Annotated in this window: 25 protein-coding genes and 1 pseudogene; 20 read left to right on the top strand and 6 right to left on the bottom strand. The window is 27.2% G+C overall.

What is annotated here, in order from left to right; translation table 11 throughout:
* The first annotated feature begins 219 nt into the window (after positions 1-219).
* From ACYUET_RS01125 to ACYUET_RS01140, 4 genes are all read left to right on the top strand, one after another.
* The gene (locus tag ACYUET_RS01125) at positions 220-1,038 is read left to right on the top strand and encodes an MBL fold metallo-hydrolase (RefSeq protein WP_460277257.1); all 819 of its coding nucleotides are present in this window, start codon (positions 220-222) and stop codon (positions 1,036-1,038) included.
* Positions 1,039-1,382: 344 nt separating this feature from the next.
* Positions 1,383-2,066: a response regulator transcription factor gene (locus tag ACYUET_RS01130; protein WP_460277259.1), complete on the top strand. Its 684-nt coding sequence runs from the start codon at positions 1,383-1,385 to the stop codon at positions 2,064-2,066.
* Positions 2,056-3,105 (top strand): sensor histidine kinase, encoded by a 1,050-nt coding sequence (locus ACYUET_RS01135; RefSeq protein ID WP_460277260.1) that lies wholly within the window; start codon positions 2,056-2,058, stop codon positions 3,103-3,105. The genes ACYUET_RS01130 and ACYUET_RS01135 overlap by 11 nt, the downstream gene beginning before the upstream one ends.
* A gap of 313 nt (positions 3,106-3,418) precedes the next feature.
* The gene (locus ACYUET_RS01140; protein ID WP_460277262.1) at positions 3,419-4,846 is read left to right on the top strand and encodes an MATE family efflux transporter; all 1,428 of its coding nucleotides are present in this window, start codon (positions 3,419-3,421) and stop codon (positions 4,844-4,846) included.
* A 216-nt stretch (positions 4,847-5,062) separates the two neighbouring features.
* Here the strand turns inward: ACYUET_RS01140 and ACYUET_RS01145 are convergent, their stop codons facing one another.
* From ACYUET_RS01145 to ACYUET_RS01155, 3 genes are all read right to left on the bottom strand, one after another.
* Complete coding sequence (locus tag ACYUET_RS01145; protein ID WP_460277263.1) at positions 5,063-5,611, bottom strand: biotin transporter BioY; 549 nt, start codon at positions 5,609-5,611, stop codon at positions 5,063-5,065.
* Between the two features lie 14 nt (positions 5,612-5,625).
* Complete coding sequence (bioB, locus tag ACYUET_RS01150) at positions 5,626-6,582, bottom strand: biotin synthase BioB (protein ID WP_460277264.1); 957 nt, start codon at positions 6,580-6,582, stop codon at positions 5,626-5,628.
* Positions 6,583-6,789: 207 nt separating this feature from the next.
* Complete coding sequence (locus ACYUET_RS01155; RefSeq protein WP_460277266.1) at positions 6,790-7,608, bottom strand: MerR family transcriptional regulator; 819 nt, start codon at positions 7,606-7,608, stop codon at positions 6,790-6,792.
* Positions 7,609-7,776: 168 nt separating this feature from the next.
* Here ACYUET_RS01155 and ACYUET_RS01160 point away from each other — a divergent pair, with 168 nt between their 5' ends.
* The 4 genes from ACYUET_RS01160 (at position 7,777) to ACYUET_RS01175 (ending at position 11,764) form a co-directional block, all read left to right on the top strand.
* Positions 7,777-9,054 carry an MFS transporter gene (locus ACYUET_RS01160; RefSeq protein ID WP_460277267.1) on the top strand — a complete coding sequence of 426 codons (1,278 nt, stop codon included), beginning with the start codon at positions 7,777-7,779 and terminating at the stop codon, positions 9,052-9,054.
* Positions 9,055-9,441: 387 nt separating this feature from the next.
* Entirely contained in the window at positions 9,442-10,344 is a 903-nt protein-coding gene (locus tag ACYUET_RS01165) for a helix-turn-helix transcriptional regulator (protein WP_460277268.1), read from the top strand.
* Positions 10,345-10,410: 66 nt separating this feature from the next.
* Positions 10,411-10,851, top strand: a complete 441-nt coding sequence (locus ACYUET_RS01170; RefSeq protein ID WP_460277270.1) for a GyrI-like domain-containing protein — start codon at positions 10,411-10,413, stop codon at positions 10,849-10,851.
* Between the two features lie 40 nt (positions 10,852-10,891).
* Positions 10,892-11,764: an SPL family radical SAM protein gene (locus ACYUET_RS01175; RefSeq protein WP_460277271.1), complete on the top strand. Its 873-nt coding sequence runs from the start codon at positions 10,892-10,894 to the stop codon at positions 11,762-11,764.
* A 217-nt stretch (positions 11,765-11,981) separates the two neighbouring features.
* On the opposite strand, the gene ACYUET_RS01180 is transcribed toward ACYUET_RS01175, so the two are convergent.
* Positions 11,982-12,413, bottom strand: a complete 432-nt coding sequence (locus tag ACYUET_RS01180; RefSeq protein WP_460278223.1) for an ATP-binding protein — start codon at positions 12,411-12,413, stop codon at positions 11,982-11,984.
* Between the two features lie 240 nt (positions 12,414-12,653).
* Between ACYUET_RS01180 and ACYUET_RS01185 the strand changes: the two genes are divergently transcribed.
* The 7 genes from ACYUET_RS01185 (at position 12,654) to ACYUET_RS01215 (ending at position 16,950) form a co-directional block, all read left to right on the top strand.
* On the top strand, positions 12,654-13,094 hold the full coding sequence (locus ACYUET_RS01185) for a hypothetical protein (protein ID WP_460277273.1): 441 nt from the start codon (positions 12,654-12,656) through the stop codon (positions 13,092-13,094).
* A gap of 89 nt (positions 13,095-13,183) precedes the next feature.
* Positions 13,184-14,104 (top strand): ABC transporter ATP-binding protein, encoded by a 921-nt coding sequence (locus tag ACYUET_RS01190; RefSeq protein ID WP_460277275.1) that lies wholly within the window; start codon positions 13,184-13,186, stop codon positions 14,102-14,104.
* Complete coding sequence (locus tag ACYUET_RS01195; RefSeq protein WP_460277276.1) at positions 14,104-14,901, top strand: hypothetical protein; 798 nt, start codon at positions 14,104-14,106, stop codon at positions 14,899-14,901. Before ACYUET_RS01190 ends, ACYUET_RS01195 begins: the two co-directional genes overlap by 1 nt.
* A gap of 41 nt (positions 14,902-14,942) precedes the next feature.
* Positions 14,943-15,188, top strand: coding sequence for a DUF4184 family protein (locus tag ACYUET_RS01200; RefSeq protein WP_460277277.1), 246 nt, complete (start codon positions 14,943-14,945; stop codon positions 15,186-15,188).
* Positions 15,175-15,573 carry a DUF4184 family protein gene (locus ACYUET_RS01205; RefSeq protein ID WP_460278225.1) on the top strand — a complete coding sequence of 133 codons (399 nt, stop codon included), beginning with the start codon at positions 15,175-15,177 and terminating at the stop codon, positions 15,571-15,573. Before ACYUET_RS01200 ends, ACYUET_RS01205 begins: the two co-directional genes overlap by 14 nt.
* A gap of 116 nt (positions 15,574-15,689) precedes the next feature.
* Positions 15,690-16,394 carry a hypothetical protein gene (locus ACYUET_RS01210; protein WP_460277279.1) on the top strand — a complete coding sequence of 235 codons (705 nt, stop codon included), beginning with the start codon at positions 15,690-15,692 and terminating at the stop codon, positions 16,392-16,394.
* 145 nt (positions 16,395-16,539) lie between these two features.
* Complete coding sequence (locus tag ACYUET_RS01215) at positions 16,540-16,950, top strand: peptide deformylase (protein WP_460277280.1); 411 nt, start codon at positions 16,540-16,542, stop codon at positions 16,948-16,950.
* 59 nt (positions 16,951-17,009) lie between these two features.
* Here ACYUET_RS01215 and ACYUET_RS01220 read toward each other — a convergent pair whose 3' ends face one another.
* Positions 17,010-17,294 (bottom strand): YciI family protein, encoded by a 285-nt coding sequence (locus tag ACYUET_RS01220; RefSeq protein ID WP_460277282.1) that lies wholly within the window; start codon positions 17,292-17,294, stop codon positions 17,010-17,012.
* Between the two features lie 104 nt (positions 17,295-17,398).
* Here ACYUET_RS01220 and ACYUET_RS01225 point away from each other — a divergent pair, with 104 nt between their 5' ends.
* Entirely contained in the window at positions 17,399-17,992 is a 594-nt protein-coding gene (locus ACYUET_RS01225; RefSeq protein ID WP_460277284.1) for a TetR/AcrR family transcriptional regulator, read from the top strand.
* A gap of 554 nt (positions 17,993-18,546) precedes the next feature.
* Here the strand turns inward: ACYUET_RS01225 and ACYUET_RS01230 are convergent.
* A complete protein-coding gene (locus ACYUET_RS01230) occupies positions 18,547-19,125 on the bottom strand; it encodes a cyclase family protein (RefSeq protein ID WP_460277286.1) in 579 nt (192 codons plus the stop codon).
* Between the two features lie 158 nt (positions 19,126-19,283).
* On the opposite strand from ACYUET_RS01230, the gene ACYUET_RS01235 reads away from it, so the two are divergent.
* The 4 genes and pseudogenes from ACYUET_RS01235 (at position 19,284) to ACYUET_RS01250 (ending at position 21,712) form a co-directional block, all read left to right on the top strand.
* On the top strand, positions 19,284-19,814 hold the full coding sequence (locus ACYUET_RS01235; RefSeq protein WP_460278226.1) for a MarR family transcriptional regulator: 531 nt from the start codon (positions 19,284-19,286) through the stop codon (positions 19,812-19,814).
* Positions 19,815-20,001: 187 nt separating this feature from the next.
* The gene (locus ACYUET_RS01240; protein ID WP_460277287.1) at positions 20,002-20,703 is read left to right on the top strand and encodes an MBL fold metallo-hydrolase; all 702 of its coding nucleotides are present in this window, start codon (positions 20,002-20,004) and stop codon (positions 20,701-20,703) included.
* A 15-nt stretch (positions 20,704-20,718) separates the two neighbouring features.
* On the top strand, positions 20,719-20,853 hold the full coding sequence (locus tag ACYUET_RS01245) for a hypothetical protein (protein ID WP_460277289.1): 135 nt from the start codon (positions 20,719-20,721) through the stop codon (positions 20,851-20,853).
* A 55-nt stretch (positions 20,854-20,908) separates the two neighbouring features.
* Positions 20,909-21,712, top strand: a pseudogene (locus ACYUET_RS01250) (RNA polymerase sigma factor).
* The last annotated feature ends 35 nt before the right edge of the window (positions 21,713-21,747 follow it).

Raw genomic sequence — 21,747 nt, forward strand, 5'->3', positions numbered from 1 at the left:
AAAAAATATTTAAAAATGCATCCCAAGAACTGAATTAACTCTGTACAAATAAGGTGATGAAGCGTTGTACAGAGAATAGAAGAAAAATTCATCAAAAATTATTATACCTGCAATAAATCAGGTTTTATTTTGATACTTTTTTGATTGGATATTTTGATATAGAACTTTGTTCATCGTTTTATCGAAGTAGTTATCATAATATTATCAAAGGAGAATAAAATGTTTAGATTAGAAAAACCAATTATTACAATGGAAACAATAAGAGCAATGGAGGATATGTCTTATTTCACCCATGCACTTATATTTGATGATTTGCTTATTATTGCACAAAAGGAAACGAATTGCTTTGTTTTAAAAACAATGGATGGATTAATTGTAATAGATGCTATATGGCCGTGTGAAGAGGCATTTAATGCAATTGTTTTTGCAATTAAGGATGTGGGATGGAACCCTGAAGATATAAAAAAGCTAGTATTAACTCATGGACATGTAGACCATACTGGATGTGGGAAATGGATTGTAAATGCTTTTCATGCTAAAACATATTTATCAAAAAGAGATGATATCTTTTGGCAAACTGAACCTGCAAAAAAAAATCGACCTGAAACATGGAAGGACTATACAATTGATGTTTATGTGAAAGATGGTGATACAATCACTCTTGGTGATAAAACAATTTATGTTTATGATACTCCAGGACATACACCAGGAGGCCTTAGCTTTATATTTAATGTAACGGAAAACAACAAGATATATCAGGCTGCTTTATGGGGAGGCTCTAATCCTCCAGCAAATCTACAAGATATTATTATTTATATGAAGTCATTAGATTACTTCATGGAACAATGTGAAAATAAAAATGTAGAGATAGCACTTAGTAATCATACAGGATTGGATAATGGAATGGAACGTATTGCATATTCACAAAAAAGAATGAGTTATATGCCAAATATTTATTTAATTGGACAGAGCGGATTTCGTAAATATTGTCAGTTATTTCGTAACTTATGTTATGAAAAATTGGAAATGATGAAATAGATCCTGTTTAAAAGAATAGCACTATAAATAAGTATATTTTAGCCTTAGACATCGATATAACTTGTCTAAGGCTATTTTTATAAGTGAAAATGGTATATAACAAGTAATGGAGGTTTTTATTAAAATTAGATGTTGAAAGATATGAGTTAATTTTATATTGATTTTTACAATGCATATTTATGACCGCCTATATGTAGCTTAAATAGGTGATTATAAGCGGTTATATTTTTATAATAGTAATTTTATATTTAAAAAATTATATAAAATAAAAAAGTATTGAAAAAGTAAACAGTTTAAAATTAGTTTAAAATTAGATGGTAAAATAAATTAGGGTGGTGTTTGATATGATTAAAATATTAATAGTAGAAGATGATAAAAATATAAATAAGTTAATACAATCATTATTAAAAAATGAGAATTATGAAATAGTAACAGCTTTTTATGGTGATGAAGCTTTGAAAAAAATAGATAACGAAAAAGTGGACATGGTTATTACAGATGTTATGATGCCGAATATGGATGGATGGGAATTATGCAAGGAGATTAGAGAGTTTAGCAACATGCCAATTTTAATGTTAACTGTGTTGGGGGAAACAAGCCAGAAAGTAAAAGGATTTGAAATTGGTGCTGATGATTATTTAACAAAACCATTTGAACCACTAGAACTTGTAGTACGGGTAAAATCATTGTTAAAGAGGTATCATTTAAATGAGTCACAATCAATAAATATAGGTAATATTTCTATTGATAAAAAGAATTTTATCCTTAGAGTAGGTAATCAAAACATTACATTGCCATTAAAGGAATTTGAGTTGTTATTTACACTTGCTAGTATGCCAGGAAAGACATTTTCTAGGGATTTATTAATAGAAAATATTTGGGGTTATGATTTTGATGGTAATGAAAGAACTTTAGATGTGCATATTGGGAGACTTCGTGATAGATTTCCTCAAGATGTTTCAGGCGTGAAAATAACAACTATAAGAGGATTAGGTTATAGATTGGAGGAAGTAGATTGTGAAGGATGATAAAGATAGGTTAGCACACCATATTAGAAATACAATTGGAATAATAGTATCTATTATTATTGGATTTTTTGTAATATATAAGATTTTTAATATTAAGGTTAATTTTTATATTATCACGTTAAATATACTAAGTTGTTTTTTAGGAATTGCAATATATTTAGTAGGAATTTATATAATTTATAAACGTGTTGGGCATTCAAAAGATAACTTTAAAATGGTATTTAATGCGCTGGATAGAATATCTAATGGAGATTTTGGGGTTTTTATAGAAAGTGAAAAGTATGAAAATAATCCTCATAATCATTTAATGAAGGAGCTGGCTGAAAAAGTAAATAGTATGGTAAAGCAGCTAAGCAATATGGAAATGATGCGTCAAGATTTTGTGTCTAATGTATCTCATGAAATACAATCTCCACTTACGTCTATACAAGGGTTTGCTGTATTATTACAAAATGACAGGTTATCACCTGAAGAAAAGAAATCATATCTTGGAATTATTCAAATGGAATCTAAGAGATTATCTAAGTTAAGTGATAATTTATTAAAGTTATCTGCTTTGGATTGTGAGACAAAGGAATTACAAATCAAAAGTTATGATTTAAGTAAACAACTTAGAAATATTATTTTATCTTTAGAACCTCAATGGTTAGATAAGAACATTGAATTTGTAATAGAATTTTCAGACGTTACTATAAATGCTGATGAAGAGCTTATGAGTGAGGTTTGGATCAATCTGCTAAATAATAGTATCAAATTCACTCCTTATGGAAGCAAAATTTATGTATCAATTAAAAAAGAACCAGATGGTATTGATGTAATAATTAAGGACAGTGGTATTGGTATAAGTGAAGAAGAACAAAAATGCATATTTGAACGTTTTTATATGATGGATAAATCTAGAAAAAGAGAACTTGGAGGAAATGGATTAGGCCTCTCTATTGTTAAAAAAATAGTTGATCTTCACAAAGGAAATATAAAAGTTCAAAGTGATATAAATAAAGGAGCAACATTTATTATATCACTTCCCATAGAAAATTAAATTGGCGTTAAAACTGTGTTTAATCCTGTAACTTTTACAAGATTAAAATACAGTTTTTTATTTTGCTAATAAAATATAAAAATTTAAATACAGTTTAAATTGGTGCGCTAAAATAAATTTGCTTAAGACAACAAGAAAATTGGAGATATAAATATTGGATTTATTAAACAATTATGAAAGAAGTAAGGAAGGAGTATGGTTTAAAAAAAATAAGAAGAAATAAGAACTTTTTAGAACTGTGTATCTTATATGCCTATTAAAACTATTTTAAAACATGTTTGATATGAATGGCAAAATGAAAGGATTGATATAAATGAATATAAAAAATAAAAATATTAAAATAATGAGTGAAGAAAAAGTCTCTAAAGCTTTATTAAAACTTGGAGTACCTATAATCATAGGTATGCTTGTAACTGCATTTAATAGTGTGGTAGATGCTATGTTTGTAGGCGGACTTGGAACTAGTCAGATGGCAGCAGTTTCAGTAACATTTCCTATAACACAATTAATTACTTCAGTAGGATTGATTTTTGGATGTGGTGCAGCTCCATATATTTCTAGACTTTTAGGAGAAAAAAATTTTAATAAAGCAAATAAAACAGCATCAATAGCACTTTTTAATAGTTTATTTTGGGGAGTAATTACTATAATATTGACACTAGTTTTTCTAGATAAAATATTAATATTATTTGGAGCCACTAATACAATGTTGCCATATGCAAGAGAGTTCTCCACTATATTTGTCCTTGGATCAATTTTAAATATAGTAAATGTAACAATGAGTAATATTGCCAGTGCTGAAGGTTCTACAAAAATAAGTATGACAGCAATGATTATAAGTGCAGTATTAAATATAATTTTAGAACCTATCTTTATATACACTTTTTTACTAGGAATAAGGGGGGCAGCTATTGCTACTGTAGTGGCACAAAGCATTACAACAATTCTTTATATATGGTACGTTTTAAGTAATAAAAGCATCACCAAAATATCTTTTAAACATATTTCATTTGACAAAGTAATATATTCTCAAATGATGAAGGTTGGAATAATTAATTTTATTTTTATGTTACTATCTAGTACAGCTATGGGATTAATAAATGCATCGGCGAGCCATTATGGAGATTATGCAGTAGCTGCAATGGGAATTGCAACTAGAATAATTACATTTGTATCTTATGGTATTTTTGGGTACTCAAAAGGATTTCAAGCTATGGTGGGATATAATTACGGTGCAAAAAATTATCGCAGATTTAAAGAAACGATTAGTGAATCTTTAAAAATGACTACAGGTTTTTGCGTGATGGCAACAGCTATACTAATTATTTTTTCTAAATCTATTATTTCAATATTTAGTAATGATGCTAATGTTATCAATATAGGTAGCAGCGCATTAAGGGCAAATAGTATTATGTTTATTTTCTTTGGTTTTCAATCTATTTATACAACATTATTTGTAGCTGTTGGAAAAATGAAAGAAGCTGCACTATTAAGTATTACAAGACAAGGAATCTTCTTTATACCTACTATATTTATTCTGCCAAGAATAATAGGTTTAAATGGAATAATTTTTACGCAAGGGATTGCAGATTTGTTAACTCTAATATTAACAGTAACATTAGTTAATAAGCTAAAAAAAGATAGTAATATTTTCATAGGAAAAATTGATGATACTAATGAGGAAAAAACAAGTTTAAAATTAGATGGAAACATAAAGATTAATAATGTTTATGTAAAATAATAACATTTTTGTTTTTAAGTCATACACATAATTTATATTTCAAGTTAATTATATGTATGACTTAAAAATTTATTTAGAAAACGTAGTTAAATATTAATTTCTAATTTAGAATTATATCAATTTGTGTAAAATATATATAAGAATAAAATAGAAAAAATCTCATTTAAAGGTTAATTGGCTCAAATCATAGTATAATTTGAGCCATCTTTCTATTTATTAGTGTAATCCAGAACTTATTAGCCTCTTTTTAATTTGAGGTCCAATAAGTGATGCAATTATTATTTTTATTATATCTCCTGGAATAAATGGGAGTACACCAATTGCTAATGCTTTATTGAATCCTATATGTGCTTCATATGCTAACCATGTTGTTCCAAATATATATGTTACGATTGTACCTAATACCATTCCTAAGAAACACATATAAATCTTGTTTGAGAATTTATCAATGAAAATACCACTGATAAATGCCATAAAAATAAATCCAATTAAATATCCACCTGTTGGTCCAAATAATTTAGCCACTCCTCCAGAAAATCCTGAAAATACTGGTAATCCTACAAGACCTATAAAAAGATAAACTATATAACTAAGAGTTGCTCTTTTTCGCCCTAGTACATATACTGCAAAATAAATTACAAGATTAGTTAATGAAATTGGCACTATTCCAATAGGTAGGGATAGTGGTCCTAATATACAAGTAACCGCAGATATAAATCCAATCAATGTCAATTGACGAGTATTTATTTTTTTTGTTTTTTCCATAATTAATTCTCCTTCTATTTTTGAATATCAAAACCAAGTTTTGTAAGCATAATTTTATCTTGTTCAGTGTTATTTCCTACAGTGGTTAACATATCACCAGTAATTGTTGCATTAGCACCAGATTGGAAGATTTTCGTGCCTCCATCTGCAAAATAATTTCTACCAGCTGCCATACGAATATAAGCAGTTGGATTTAAGTAACGAAAAATTGCTATTGTTCTTAAAATATCTTCATCACATATTCTTTCTAAATTGCCAAATGGAGTACCTTTTATTGGCGTTAATACATTGATTGGTATCAATACAACTCCAAGTTCTGATAAACTAATAGCCATATCAATTCTATCTTCCCATGTTTCACCCATTCCTATAATTCCACCTGAACAAACATTAAGTCCTACTTTCTGAGCAAGTTTAATTTCTTCAATTTTATCTTCATATGAATGTGTAGTGCAGATATTATGAAAGTTTTTTTTAGAAGTTTCAATATTTTCATGATACATTGTAACGCCAGATTCCTTTAAACGTATAAGTTCTTCTTCTGTTAAAAAACCATGTGATGCACATAAGTTAACTTCACATTCTTCATGCATCTTTTTATAGGTATCTATTGCTTTATCAAAATCAGTACCACTTAATGATCTTCCAGCTGTAACAATAGAGTAGCGATGTACGCCATTTGCCTCATTTTTTTTACAATCTTCTAAAATTACATGTGAATCTAAAAAATCATATTCTTTAATTCCAGTATTATGGTGAGCAGACTGAGCACAGAATTTACAATTTTCACTACATTTCCCGCTGCGTCCATTAATAATTGTACAAAGATCCACTTTTTGTCCACATAATTTCTCACGAATTTTATTGGCTCCTGCACAAATTTTTTTTAATTCTATAGTTAATAAAAATTCTAAATTATCATTTCTTGTTAAACGCCTTCCATTTATAATTTCTTCAATTAAATTTTCCATATTAGTTCACCACCATGTAAAATTGTAAAAATAAACTTTAAATTAGTATATAATCTATAATTTTAATTGTCAACTTTAATTCATAATTTGGTTTACAATTAAATTATTCAAAGATTATATTATATAGCTTGTTTACTTTGTAAAAGGAATTTATTCTTTGAATAAAAAAAGCTACATCAAGTATTAAAACTTTGTGTAGCTTTTACGTTATTTATCAATTTGAATAGAAATTTTCAACAAATATTGATTTGGGTTACTTACTGAAAGATAATAGAGTTGATCTTCCTCATAGGCATTTCCAATAATTTCGTAGCCGTTTTGTTCAATATACTCTTTAAGTTTGCGGTAAGCATCCGGAAGTGTTTCATAAGCACCCTTGTGAAATAACACAGCATAAGTTCCTGCAGGTTTTATAAATAGATATTCACTATTTGTCTTGCGATCTATTTTACTGCAAAAGTACTTTCTCTCAAATAGGCCTTGCTTAAGGTTTTTCAAAAGTACGATTTCACCAATTGGAAATTCATTATAGCAATAATTTTTGCGACAGTATGAAATATGTTCTTGTATTTTCATATGGAAAGCTTTTTCGTCTGTATAACTAACCTCTGGTGCGTCGATAACAATATAATACTCCTCATTAAAATATTCAATTTGAACTTCATCGCAATTAACTGACAGTGCATGTTCTGTAGTGGCTATGGTATTTTTTATGAGCTTTTTTATTTGATTAAGGCGTTTTTGCTCTTTTTTTAATTGAATTTGTTTTGTTTTTAGAATAGACAAAAAATTAGTTGTATTCTGTTTTTCCATATAGCTTTTAATTTCTTTTAGAGGTGTACCAACCTCTTTGAGTGATTGTATAATATCAAAGGTTGTAAGCTGCTTTGTTGAATAATATCGATACCCATTTTCTGCAACAATTTCTGGCTTCAAAATGCCTAGTTCATCGTAGTAAAATAGGGTGTCTTTTTTTACACCACATAAAGCAGCAAACTCTCCTGCTTTGAAAAAAATTTTTGACATCTTTTTATTCTCCTATTGACTATTGGGTAACCCCATACTTTATAATAGGACTGTTGACATTAAAAGGCAAGGTATTATCATGGCGCCAATGAAATTTCACCGATAAGATGATTTTAATGGTAACTTTTTTAATATAATAATAGTTTTAAAAGAAGAGGTTAATTTTATATGAAACAAGATATGTTAGTTAAACAAAAATATTTAAAAAAAGGAGGAATTATTGCGCTTATTACTGTGCTGAGTATGGCTCCTATGTTTTCAGTTGATATGTATCTGCCTGCACTTCCATATATGAATGCTTATTTTTCAGCCTCTGATTCAGTAATGAATTTAACTCTGGTAGGCTTTTATATTTTTATGGCTTTAGGACTTTTAATTTTTGGACCTTTTAGTGACAAGCATGGTCGTAAACCTATTTTAATTATAAGTTTGTTTTTATATGTAGTTTTTAGTGGTCTTTGTGCTATCTCTACGAATATTTGGCAATTGATATTTTTTAGAATTATTGAATCTATTGGTGCTGGTGGTATGTTAGCAATTTCAATTGTTCTGATTAAAGATTCTTTTAAAGGAAAAGCTATGGGTACCATACTTGCAGTCGTTACGTCTATTTCTATAATTGCTCCTATGGTTGCACCTATTCTAGGAGCATTTATATTGCAGTGTTTTAATTGGAGAGCAATTTTTGTAGCTTATGCGATTATAGGAATTATATGCTTAATAGCTTCATTTCTACTAGCTGAAACATTGTCTGCTTCCAAAAGATTAGATGGAAAGTTAATAAATACAATGGGAAGACTTGTAGTTGTAGGAAAGAATAAGGGATTTACATATTTATTGATTATTGCATCCTTGTTTGCAGCACCTTATATGGCTTATGTTGCTGTATCTTCATATGTTTATATTGATTTTTTTGGACTATCTGCAACTGCCTATAGCTATATCTATGGTATAAATGCGGCAGTATCTGTTTTAGGACCACTTATCTATATAAAGATAAATGGAAAAGTTGATCCCAAAAAAATTACATGGTTGTGTTTTGTACTAGCTGTTTTTAGTGGAATGGCACTTATTATTTTAGGACGTCTTTCACCTGTATTATTTCTATTTTCATTTATTCCATTTGCTTTTGTAGAAAGCATCATGAAAGTATTTAGTACGGATATCTTACTAAATCAACAGGAAGGAGATAGTGGATCAGCATCTTCTCTAATTAATTTTACACAAACAATATTAGGAAGTATTGGTATGGTCATGGGGGCTTTACCTTGGTCTAACTATATAAGTGGACTTGGAATATGTGTCTTAGGCTTCATCATAATTGGTATAATTAGCTGGATTGCATTACTAAAGTCCAATATCTATATAAAAGGTTTAAAAGAAATTCAAAATAGAAAACACTATGAGAAAAATATATTTAATGAGCATAACCTTAATGTAGAATAAAATTTCATAGCATAATGATAAGAAGTATCTAAAGGGTACTTCTTATTTTTTATTGGTATTCATAAATGCTTCATAAACCAGGTGGACATCCTTTTTAATCACTAATGAATAACCAATTTTTCCTTTTGGCCATTAAGATCTATGAGAATTGTGATAATATAAAAATATATCTATTAGGTTAAATAATACGCCATGTTTTAAATGAATGTTGATATTGTAGTATAAACAGAATTCTTATCATCAGATAAAGCTTGTCTTTGGCTGATGGTTAGAAGTCGTTATCCAGGAGCTAGTATCTGTTATGAAATTACAGATACTAGCTATCGGATAAAGCTCATGGACAGGGGAATTTGCTTTAAGAACTCTAAAATAAAGGGGAAAAACATTATGCAAGTAAATAGATTATTTGAAATTATATATATTCTTTTGGAGAAGAATATTGTAACTGCAAAAGAGTTAGCAGAAAGATTTGAAGTATCACAAAGAACTATTTATAGAGATATTGAAACACTGTCTACAGCAGGGATTCCAGTATATATGAGTAAAGGAAAAGGTGGGGGTATATCTATATTACCAGACTTTATATTAAATAAAGCTATATTAACAGAAGAAGAAAAGTCAGAAATATTATCATCTATAAGAGCTGTTAATGCTGTAAGTTTTAGTGATCCAGAGCCTGAAAAGGTTCTTAAAAAATTAAATAATATGTTAGGTGACAATGATACTGATTGGATAGAAGTTGATTTTTCAAATTGGGGAAATGCAGAAAAGGAAAAAGAAACTTTTAATAATCTTAAATCTGCAATATTAAGTAAAAAAATAGTAAAGTTTGATTATAGCAGTGGTAAAGGTGAAAATATTAGTAGGGAAGTATGTCCATTAAAATTATATTTTAAAGGTCAAAGTTGGTATATGTATGGCTATTGTAGAATACGAAATGATTATAGATTTTTTAAATTAAGAAGGATAAAGGATTTATGTATTTCTAAAGAGAGTTTTAATATTAAAGCACCAAAAAATATAATGAAGGAAGATAATATTTTTAATGATGAGTTTATTACTTTAAAAATGAGAATTTCTTCTAAAATGGCATATAGAGTGTATGATGAATTTGAAGATTTTAAAAAGCTAGATGATGGTAGTTTTTTTGTTACTATTGAATATCCAAAAGGAGACTGGCTTTTTAGCTATATATCTTCATTTGGAGAAGAATGTGAAGTGTTAGAGCCACAAGAAATAAGAAAAGACATAAAAAATAAAATTGAAAAAATGCTTTTAAATTATTCTTAATATGACATATAGTTGTCATATTAAGCCAAGTATAATAACCTTATCAAATATATGGAGGTTATGAATATGAAGTATGAAATTGTTAATTTAGAAGAAAAAATAGTGGTAGGAGTTAGTGCTGTTACAGGTAATGATGATCCTAATATGGGAAAAACTATTGGTGGCCTTTGGGAAAAATTATATCAAGGTGGCATTAACGAAACAATAAAAAATAAGGTGAATGAATATGCTATAGGACTTTATTCAGATTATGAAGATAATAAGTATTTAGTTACAGCAGGAAATGAGGTATGTAAGGCTGAAAATGAAGGACTTACAATAAAGAAAATTCCTGCAGGGAAATATGCTAAGTTTTCTATTGAAGGACATATGGAAAGAGCAGTTGCAAAAGCTTGGGGTGAAATTTGGCAAATGGATTTAGATAGAAGCTATCAAGCAGATTTTGAAGAATATTTAAATTCAGATTTTGATAATGCTAAGATTGATATTTATGTTTCATTAAAGTAATTATTAAAAGATACAATTATTAGAAGGGAGTTACGGTTATATGCATGATGTGATAGCAAAGGGGATACTATCTAGTAATAATGGAATGAATATTTATAGAGGATGTACTCATGGATGTATATATTGTGACTCCAGAAGTCTTTGTTATGGAATGGATCATATTTTTGAAGACATAGAGGTTAAGACTAATGGACCACAGCTATTAGAAGATACACTTAAAAGAAAAAGAAAAAAATGCATGATTGGAACAGGTGCAATGAGTGATCCATATATTCATCTAGAAGAAAAGCTTCAAAATACAAGAAAATGTTTAGAGATAATTTATAAGTATAGATTTGGATTAGCAATACAAACTAAATCAAATAGAATATTAAGAGATTTGGACTTGCTAAAAAGTATAAATAATAAAGCAAAGTGTGTTGTGCAGATGACATTAACAACTTATGATGAAGAATTATGCAAAATTATTGAACCAAATGTTTCTACAACAAAAGAACGATTTGAAGTTTTAAAGATAATGAGGGATAACAAAATCCCTACAGTAGTTTGGCTAACTCCTATTTTACCTTATATAAATGATACAGAGGAAAATATAAGAGGAATATTAGATTACTGTATAGAAGCTAAAGTTAAAGGAATTATAGTATTTAGTATTGGATTGACATTAAGAAATGGAAATAGGGAATATTATTATAAGAATTTAGATAAGCATTTTAAAGGTTTAAAAGAAAAATACATAAGACAATATGGAAATAGCTATGAAGTAATAAGTAAGAATCATGAAAATTTAATGAAAATTATTAAAGAAACCTGTAAGAAGAATAATATTATTTGTGAGATAAAAGAAGTTTTTAATTATATGAGAACTTTTGAAGAAAAAAATAATGAAGTTCAAATAGGTTTTGATATATAGAAAAATAAACCAATGATATTAAAAGTGTCATTGGTTTATGTTATAATTTTTTTACGTTATATTTTAAGTGAATGTTGATATTTGTATTTTATACACTAATTTTAAACCAAAAATTCATTAAAAAGTCAGCCATAAACATATGGTAAATATAGAAATTTAGGAATTGTTGTTTTCACCTTCTTTTAACCATTGTTTTGTTTCTTTCATCCTGTAAGATTCACCATTCATATCGACCATCTACCATGTATAATTTGTAGGTAAGCCTATCTGCCATAGCAGCTGTCATGACTGGATAAGTAAATACCTGCCCCCATCTATCAAATGATAAGTTGGTTGTTACAATTGTAGATTTTCTTCCTGTTCTTATAGAAAGATTAGTAAAAAGTAATTCAGCACCTTCCTTATCAGAAGATATATATCCAAATTCATCTAAAATTATCAAATCATATTTTTCTAATTTATTCTGGAAAGCTCGAAGATTCTTCGTCGAGCGTAGTTCCTTTAATTGTGTTATAAATAAAGGCACTGTTGCAAATAATACTTTATAACCTTCTAGGCATGCCTTGATACCTAATCCTTTACCAGTTCCAGAATTACATGAAAGTATAATATTCTGACCATTTCTAATAAAATCAAGTGTGCTTAAAATACTAAGTTTTTTCCTTTATTATAGAAACACTTAGTATTTAGTTATCTTAGGTGTTTTTTTATGCAATTCTAAAAATTTGTACAACTATACTCTATGTGGATTTGATGAAACAAAATATAAAGATGTTCTTTAAAAATTGAACAGTGTTATTTTACATAATATGTTATAATTTTTTATAATAGTAAATTATTGTAAATTAACAATAAAGGAAATATTAAATTATTGATGTAGGTGGTAAAAATGAATAGTATATCAAAATTAAAGATAGGTGATTCTATTGGTATTTTTTCGCCATTATCGCCTATAACATATTCATGTCCAAATAGATTTGAAAGAGCTAAAAAATATTTACAAAGTAAGGGTTTTAAAATAATAGAAGGAGATATATTATTTATAGAAGATTCATTACAAAACTGTGCAGACATTGAAAGAAGTTTTTCTTTGTTAAAAGTAAGTGGAGTTTTAGATAAAATATCAGGAATAATACTTGGAAAATATGAATTGTTTGGCGATTCAAAAACGGGAAGAAAGCCACATGAAATATTATTAGAAGTATTAGGTGAAAGAAAAATACCTTTTAGTGCTGATTTTGATTGTTGTTATACATATACTATGATTACATTACCAATAGGATGCAAAATAGAACTTGATGCTACAAACAAGAAAGTAAGTATTTTATAGGGTGTCAGGTACCAAACCAATAAATGTAAATCGACATTTTACAAATACTGTATTGTTTGAAATTAATAAATAAAGTAGGGGGCGATAGCTTGAATGCTATAGAAGTGAAAAATTTAGTAAAAAGATATGGAAAATTTAATGCAGTTGAAGATATTTCTTTTAATGTAGAAAAAGGAAGTGTTTGTGCCATACTTGGTCCAAATGGTTCTGGTAAAACAACAACAATAAAGAGTATATGCAATCTTATAATTCCAGATAGTGGTGAAATAAAATTGTTTGGGGAAGATAACAAAAATTCTGATAAGATAACAGCTATATTTGAAGGAACAAGAAATTTATATTGGAGATTAACACCAAGAGAAAATTTACGTTACTTTGCAGGTATAAGAGGTTTAGGTGGAAAAGAAATAGAAAAAAAGGTAGATGAATTATTAGATAAATTTAATTTGACGCATAAAAAGAATGAGACAGTAAATAACTTATCAAGAGGAATGCAGCAAAAGATTGCCATAGCAATGACTTTAATAAGCAATACAGATATAATTCTATTAGATGAACCCACTCTTGGATTAGATATACAAAGTTTCAAGGATATAAAAGATATCTTAAAAGATATTTCTAAGAACATGAACAAAACAGTACTTTTAAGTACACATGATATGAGTTTAGTACAAGATATTTGTGATTATGTAGTTATACTTAAAAAAGGAAAAATAGTAGCTCAAGATAAAATGGAAAGTCTTCTAGATATGTTTAAGAGTATGACTTATGAAATTGTATTAACAGAAACTTTAAGTAAAGAAAACAAAAAATACATAAGAGAGTTAAAGTACAATTTTTATTTTACTAATGAAGACAAAATGCTTGAAACAGATATATTTGATTCACAAGATGTCTATGAAATTATAGAAAGATTAAAAGAAAAAAATATATTAATTAAAGAAATAAAACAAAAGGAAGTGGATTTTGAAAGAGTTTACTTACAACTTACAAGTGGGGGAGAAAAGTAATGAAAAAAGTCTTTTATTTATTTAAGGTTTCATTTGAAAAAGCTATAAAGGAGTTAATTAGATATAAATTTAACACAATTTCAGATATATTAAGTCTCTACGTATTATTTATGGCTATGTTTTTGGGAATGAAATTTTTTGGATTGAGTATGGATGTATCACCAGTGAATTTAGGAGATACTTTAGAAGGGTTTGTAGCAGGATATTTCTTATGGACAATTATGCTTATGGCTTATTCAGATACTGCTAACAACGTAATTAATGATGCTAGTAGAGGAACATTAGAGCAGATAAGCATGTCTAATTTGGGGTTATATAATGTTTTATTTGTAAGAAGTATATGCAACTTAATTATAAATTTATTGGTTTGTTTTATAATACTTTTTATCATAATGTTTACAACTGGATATTGGCTTAACATAAATGTTGCTTCACTTTTGATAATTATATTTATAGGGATATTTAGTATATTGGGTATTTCATTTATTTTTGCAGGACTAGCATTAATATTTAAAAAAGTACAATCAATGTTAAATATAATTCAATATTTTTTGCTAGGGTTAGTAATTCCACCATTAAGCGCATTTAGTGATACAGTATCTGCACTACTTCCTTTTAGAAAGGCTATTGAGGAAGTATTTAAAATAACAATGGGAGGAATTTCATTTATGGACTTTTCAATTGGAGAATATTTAGTGATGATTGGAAATTCGTTAGCTTATTTCATAATTGGATTATTAATTTTCAAACTATGCAGTCATATAGCAAAGAAGAAAGGGCTATTAGGACAATACTAATCGTTCAAACTGAATGTATCAGAGAATTCTGGTAAGTTGTTATGAAAAATAAATATTTAAATTTGAGTGGATTAATATTAGGATCCATGGCCCCAGATTTTATATATTTTATATTATTTAATCCAAGTTCTAATTTCGGGCATACTATTTTAGGAACAGTAATATTAAATATCCCCTTATGTTTTCTTCTAAACTTTATATATTATAAATATATAAAAGATGCATTTATATTAAATTTGCTTAGTTGTATATCAAAAAATTATTCATTCTTTAATAGGAAATCGTAATTATGTAACTAATATTAGAGAAGCTGTAATTTTTGCATATTCAAGTATTGTAGGAATGATGACACATGTATTTGGGGATTCTTTTACACATGAAACTGGATACTTTGTAATGAAACTGAATTTTCTTAGAGACTCAATAGATTTGTTGGGCCATAAAATTTATGTGTATAAAATAGGTCAGCACGGTGGCACTTTGCTGGGATTTATAATAATTTTAATTTTTCTTTATAAAATTAGAAATGAGAGATTAAATTTAAATATATCTATAAAAAATAAAATTATTTATCATTCAATAGCTATACTCTGTGAGATAAGAGAAGTTTTTAATTATATGAGAGCTTTTGAAGAGAAAAATAATGAAGTTCAAATAGGTTTTGATATATAGAAAAATAAACCAATGATATTAAAAGTGCCATTGGTTTATGTTATAATTTTTTTAAAGTTTAGGCACAATCAAAAAAATAATTAAAAAATGAGTATTTTTTATCAGGAGGTGAGTGAATGAGTTTAATCGTTAAAAGAGCATTTATTGAAGGATTTGAAGATGAAAGACTGCAAAATGGGTTTAATGATTACTATGAATTATGGGAAAAAGGCTTAAAAAAACAAGCAAATAAAAGTATAAGAGAAACAATGCAATATTTTGATAGTTTGAATAAACAAAAGAAAAAAAGTATTACTTATCATTATTGTAAAGCAGTATGTGAACAAGAAGAATATACGAATTTGTATTCTAGAATGTTTCATCATGTAGATATTCCATATGAAATAATGACAAGAATATCTAAAATTTTAAAAGAAGATTGTGATAGCAACTATATGCCTCAGATAAGATGGTATTACGAATTCTTTGATAAAGACGATAAAATTATTGAAAAGGCATACTCACATCAAGAATGTGATGATAGAACTATTCAATTGTACTTTACATCTTTGTTAACAAAATTAGATTGGGGAGCACATCATTTCCCAGAAGGTTGTTTAATTACATTAGATACATACAATAAAGTAGTCAACAAATGTGATATATTATTGCACAAACATAGAATTGATAAACCATTAATAGAGGATTTTAATTATTACAATAGGCTTTATAATATGTGGTGGAAATATCGAGAAAGTGATAGAATAAAATCTTTTAATGAATGGTGCCAGAATCATAATGTGGAATTTGAAACAGTACCAACGTTCTATTATGAAAAATAAACACTATATTTACAATAAAAATGATGTTAATTATAGATTTTAAAATTATTAACATGTTATACACAAAAAAGAGTATTAAATGAAAAGAGGTGAACTTTAGTGAGGGTTTTGCACGTGTTATACACACTCTCATTAAAGATAAATAATGATAAAACCAATTGTAAAAGATATATTATTTTTAGGACAAAAATCAGAAGAGGCAACTAAAAATGATATAGTAGTAATTGATGATTTAATAGATACATTAAGAGCAAACGTAGAGCAGTGTGTGGGACTAGCTGGAAACATGATTGGAGTAAAAAAGCGTATATTGGTATTTGCTGTAGGCACCATTATTGTACCTATGATAAATCCAGTTATATTAAAGAAAGAAAAGCCTTATGAAACAGAAGAGAGTTGTTTATCTTTAATTGGCTTTAGAAAAACAAAAAGATATGAAATGATAGAGGTAGAATATCTTGATAGAAATTTTAAGAAGCAAAAGCAAGTGTTTACTGGATTTATAGCACAAATAATTCAACATGAAATGGATCATTTTGAAGGTATAATAATCTAATTGAAAAATTAAGAATGATTATAAAATCCCCAATTATAAACTGGGGATTTTATTGTTAGTTAAACAAAGTATTTGAAATTAGTTGCATATTTAGTAGGCATGAATTCAATTACTTCATAATTAGCAATATTTTCTTTATAAAAAGGGTCTTCAGTTATTATGGTATTAACTTCATTAATATCTTGAGCATTACAAAGAATAATTCCACCTGCACGTGGATTTTTTCTTCCAGAACAAATGAATTTTTTAATCTTATAGTATTTTTCAAGAAATAATATATGGCTAGGCAAATATTTTTCTACTTCACCAATAGGTTTAATGTAGGTAAGATTTAATATAAACATGTTGATTTTCTCCTTTAAATAGTTTATCATAATAATGACCTTAGTCACTGACTATGGTCATTATTATATGCTTATTAATATAAAAAATCAAGAAGGGAATATATATGTTAAGAAAAGAAAAAGCTATTCTTACAAAAAATAAAGTGTTTGAGACTGCTATTAAATTAATTAAGGAAAAAGGATATGAAAATGTTACTATAAGTGAGATATGTGAAAAAGCTGGTGTTGCAAAAGGTACTTTTTATGTTCATTACAAATCTAAAGAAGATATTGTAAAAGAAAGTTACTATTCTGATATGAGTGAGTATGTTCTAAATCAATATAATAATTTAATTTCAGAACATGAAAATATGAGTATTAAAGAAAAAATAGAAAAATTCCTTATAGCAGAGCTTATGTTTACTAATTATGTTGGATATACAATGACATGTCGTGCTTATGTAACTAATTTAACTGAATGTGTATATGGTGATAGCAAACACTTTGAAAGACGAAAATTTGTTAAAGAATTAAAGATGTTAATTTTAGAAGGAATTAATCAAAAGGTGTTTGAAACAAATCAAACTGATGAAGAAATATTTCTATATCTAGAAAGTTTTGTAAGAGGACTTATGGCTTCATGGTGTTTTTTTAATGGAGAATTTGATATTGTTAAAAAAGGAGAAAAATATATTAATGAAATTTTAAAAAAATTATAATTTAATGTGTATTGCTTTGCTTAATACTATGAAAAAAAGTGGTATTGATGATTTCTATATTGCTCAGAAACAAAAATCAAGATATTAAGTTATATATGTAAAATTTTAAAAACATATATTGGAGGATACTCTATTCAATTTTAACAGATACTGTTATAAACACTTTAGTAAACTCAATTGCTATCACACTTTTTATCTACTATAATTTTATGATAATATTTTTTTATAAATTCATATGGTAAAATTACTTAGCATTATTAATAGTGAACCGTACCATAAGTAAATGCGATTTTTTTCTGTAAAGTATTTATCATTCTAATTTAATAGAAGTTTTAATGGTACAGGCGCTGCACTATAAGTAAAAAGGTATGATATTAATAATATTTAGGTGTTTTTGAATTTTGAAAAGTCCCTTAAAAGTAATTATAATTACCTTTAAGGGGTTTTTTGAGTTTATAATATTTCTTAATTATATATTTTTATAAAGATTATTATCAATAAACAGTATCTAATACCTAGTTTGTACAAAATTATTTATAAAGAACCAAATGATTTTATAGTTCAGCTATGACCCTAGATGTAAGACCTGTTGCACCTTTTATATTAAGAGGAAAAGTGTACATAGTAAAAGAATTATTCTTAGCCTCTGACCATAATAGATCAAGATTATTTAGATTCTCAACAATAAATATATTTCTATCTGCACAATACTGATCTATATCTCTGTGTTCAGAACTTTTTTTTATTCCAGGTGAATCTATTCCTATTAGACTAACTTTTCTACTTATTAAATAATCAATTAGTTCCTTAGAAAGCTCAGGATGATCTGTTAAGTATTCGGCTGTTCCATAGCCCATATTCTTTAAGTAACCAGTATAAAAAATAATAAAGTGATTTTCCTTAATTTCGTTTAAATCAATATCCTTTAATGAAATCTCACTATTTCTTATGTGAGATACATTAAATATTTTTCCGGTTCTATTTATATAATCAAGAGGAAACTCTTTATCCATAATATCAAAATGAGTTCCTATATGACCTATAGATCCAAAGGCCTTATCTTCATTTATTGCCTTCTTAAGACTTGAGGAAAGTACTTCCTTACTAATTTCTAATGTTAAATCAATTTTCATTTTTAAAACCTCCATTAAACCTTATATAGTTTCCTTGGAAACTATATAAATAATATCATAAAAAGGTTTCCTTGTAAACAGTCTTGTTAATATTGAATAAAAAATTTTTTGAATTATAATATATATTGTTAACCAAGAAACTAAAAGGGGGTAGATTTATTATAATAGATAATAAGGATGAGAAGTCAGAGGCATTATTTGAAAAAGTAATTTCTTTTATAAATAATGTAAGTGATTCATATAAAAATCAAGAAAAAAATTTAATTCAAGCAATTTTAAAGATAAAAGAAGATGAAGAAGAGATTAAGAAGGAACTTAGTGAAATATCAGAAGATGATATAAGAGATATATCATTATCAGAGTTTCACGTTATTGAATGTATAGGTAAAAACAATATGCCTAATAATATATTTATAGCAAAAGAACTTGATATGACTAAAGGTGGTATATCAAAAATAAATTCAAAGCTTCTTTCAAAGGAGATTATTAAAGCAGATAGGATAGAAAATAATAAAAGAGAAATTTATTATAGCCTAACAGGGAAAGGCATGGTCTTATTTAAATTACATGAATATTTTCATAAAAAAGAACGAGAAAAGCTAATGGAAATTTTGAATAAGTATAAAGAGGAAGAAATGACTACTATTTTTAGATTTTTAGATGACTTAAAAAAGGTATATAGGAAATAGATTATAGATATTATGAAATATAAAAAATGAAATTGGAGATACTGTAATATTATCTAGTATGATGTATAAGCAAATATTATAGTAACTTAGAATTTAGACCGGAATAAAAATATAAACCTCACTTAGGGGCTATACGGAGAACCGTATTATAAGTAAAGTGTAAATATTGGGGTGAATAAGAGGAATTATGAATAAATTAGAGTTTTTAGGAAGAGGTTCAGGTTATCATACTAAAGAAGGAAATACTGCTGCTTATATAAGAAAAAATGAAACTTTATTACTTATTGATTGTGGAGAAACTGTATTTAAAAGGATTTTAGAAAAAGAATTGGTTGAAGGAATTAAAGAAATACATGTGTTAATCACGCATATGCATTCAGATCATATAGGTTCATTAGGTGGATTTATAGGGTTTTGTCATTGGAAATATAAAATAGTAACTAAGGTTTATTTTAATGAAAAAGAAAAAATAAGTATGTTTCTAGAACTTCTTGGATTAAAAGAAGGTGAAAGTTTTATTATAGATGATGCTAATAATAAGCAAATTTACTCATTAGGATTGACATTTTCAGCATCAATAACTAAGCATGTTAAGAACTTAAATACTTATTCTTATAAACTAGAGTTTAATAATGGAAATGATATTTTTTATAGTGGCGACACATATGAAACAAATTTTGATTTAATTCCGTATTTAGAATCAGGAAATTTAATTTATCATGATACATGCCTTAATGATAATGAGGGAAATGTACACACGTCATTAAGGGTGTTAAGTGAAATTGTTCCTAAAAAATATAGAAATCAAGTTTATTGTATTCATATTGATGGAGAAAATTTTATTGAACAAGCTAAAGAACAAGGCTTTAATGTAGTAGATGTAGTCTAATCTAGAAGTATAAATATGAATTATAGGATAGATTTGCATACACATACTAATTTTTCAGATGGAGTATGCAGTCCAATGGAACTGATAACTGATATAGGAATTAAGTTTAAATCAGTTCTTAAAGTTGATGATCCTAATTATAGTGCGTAGTGGAAGTATATTATACTTTTACTAAGGATGAATACATTTGCAAAGGAGAAGATTAATGGATATCGAAACAATTATAAACACATATGGGACGTATGTTTTTAACTATGCTGTAAAATTATCTTGCAATCCTTCCGTTGCAGAAGATTTAGCGCAAGAAACCTTTATTAATGCATGGCAAAAAATTAATACTTTAAAAGATACAAATGCAATTAAAGCTTGGCTTAGAAAAATATGCTTTAATAATTTTCTAATGAGAGAAAGAAAAAATAAAAATTATAGTGAATTACTTTATGAGGATATTAAACTTCTTGAAAATGAAGGAGAGTTATTAAGCGATATTCTTCCAAAACCTGAAGAGGAAATAATTGTAGAAGAAAGTATTCGTGAACTACAAAATGGTTGTTTTCTTGCGATGGTAAGACGTCTTACATTACATCAACGAATAGCATTTTCATTAATTGATATGTTTGGATTATCTTTAGATGAAGTTTCAGAAATAATAGGTATTTCCCAAAGTGCCACAAAGGGACTTCGGTATCGTGCTCATATGAATTTAGACTAATTTTTTAGTAACCATTGTAATCTTCTAGATGTAAGCAATCCTTGCAGCTGTAAAGCTTGGATAGAGTTTTCTAAAAACAGAGATAATTTGCAAAAGGAAGCTAATAAACACAAATTAATTGAAAAGTTGGATTACACAAAGTCAAATTATACTTTTAACAATGAAGTACGTAGTAAAATAAATTTTCTATATAAAAACATGCCAGATAGAAAACCTTCAAAAGAATGGTATGAAGAAGTTATTAACTTAATAAATAAAATACCGCAAGTCATTCCAAAGAAATCCCAAACTGACTGAATACATTAGATTATTGGAGTTTAATTAATTAATAT

Source organism: Clostridium sp. CTA-5 (assembly GCF_054768135.1).